The sequence below is a fragment of the Caballeronia sp. EK genome (genome assembly GCF_014384845.1).
GTDB lineage: Bacteria > Pseudomonadota > Gammaproteobacteria > Burkholderiales > Burkholderiaceae > Caballeronia > Caballeronia jiangsuensis.
The window spans coordinates 1-1,347 of record NZ_JACSUE010000073.1; the positions used below are offsets into that span (position 1 = coordinate 1).

The 1,347-nt window shown below is 55.8% G+C and carries 1 protein-coding gene; it reads left to right on the forward strand.

What is annotated here, in order from left to right; all coding sequences use genetic code 11:
* Positions 1–66: 66 nt before the first annotated feature.
* Positions 67–1,080 (forward strand): IS110 family transposase, encoded by a 1,014-nt coding sequence (locus tag IAG25_RS41115; protein WP_187609893.1) that lies wholly within the window; start codon positions 67–69, stop codon positions 1,078–1,080.
* The last annotated feature ends 267 nt before the right edge of the window (positions 1,081–1,347 follow it).

Sequence of the window (1,347 nt, forward strand, 5' to 3'; positions counted from 1 at the left end):
CTGATGGTATGGACTCCCGCCCCCTCCGGGGCGCACACTTCCGAAGCCACTTTTGGGAGACTCGAGATGCCTGCGCTTACCATCGGCCTTGATATTGCGAAGAACGTATTCCAAGTTTATGGCGTCGACCGCGGCGGAAGACCTGCCATACAACGGAAGCTTCGCCGATCAGATGTGTTGAAGTTCTTCTCCAAACTGGAATCGAGTCTGATCGGCATCGAAGCATGTCACGGCTCGCACTTCTGGGCTCGGGAACTTACCAAACTGGGGCACACGGTGCGCCTGCTGCCGACGCAATATGTGAAGCCCTTCGTTGTTGGTGGCAAGAACGATGCGAATGATGCTTCAGCTATCTGCGCTGCAGTGTCACGGCCGGGCATTCATCCCGTACCGATCAAAAGCGCCGAACAGCAGTCATTGCAGTCCGTTCATCGTATGCGTGAGCGGCTTGTTCATGAGCGAACAGCAAAGTCAAACCAAATACGGAGCATGTTTGCCGAAGAGGGCTTCATTTTTCCAATAGGCATTGTCCAGTTAAGGCAGGGTATCGTAGCTTTAGTTAGCGATGCCGACGCTCACATCACGATTGTGCTCCGCCGGCTTGGTTCGATGTATCTGGAACAGTTGGCAGCGTTACAGCGCTGGCTCGAAGAGCTTACTTCAGAGATCGCCAACATATTCAAGCGCAATGAGAGCTGCCAGCGTCTCGCTACAATTCCCGGGATCGGGCCGCTCGTGGCGACTGCGTTGTTCAGCGGGGTCGGCGACCCAATGCAATTCAAGAACGGCCGGCAGTTCGCAGCATGGTTGGGGCTGACGCCTAGGCAGCGATCGAGCGGCGGCAAGTCAAAGCTGGGTGGCATTACAAAACACGGCGACACCTATCTCCGCACCCTTCTCGTTCAGGGAGCGCGGGCAGTGATGCGCTTCGTCGGGCGTAGAGATGACCGGCACAGTTGCTGGATCAAAGCTGTGATGCAACGCCGGCACGTGAGCGTCGCAGCAATCGCGCTTGCCAACAAGACGGCGCGAATAGCCTGGGCAATATTGGCAAGTAACGATAGCTTCAAGTTGGCTTAGCGATCCTTTACGTTCTGAGATAACTTAACTCCATCTATCGATTGCGCAAGAAGCGGCAAGCATGGCGAACCGGTCGGACCGGCGCTTGCAGATCCTGATATATCCGGCGGCTGCATTATGAAGCCAAGAGGCCGATGAGGGGCAAGCGCGCAAACTTCCATGATGGCTCGTGCTGATGGCAGGCACATCTGAAGCCGAATGTACGGACGCAGTCAAGACCTTCGAAAATGCACACCGATCTTGCTCATAGGCGGGAGTCCATGTACG

Bases quoted from the DNA above. Each gene is read 5' to 3' on its own strand.
- IAG25_RS41115 (WP_187609893.1), top strand. From the start codon at position 67: ATGCCTGCGCTTACCATCGGCCTTGATATTGCGAAGAACGTATTCCAA.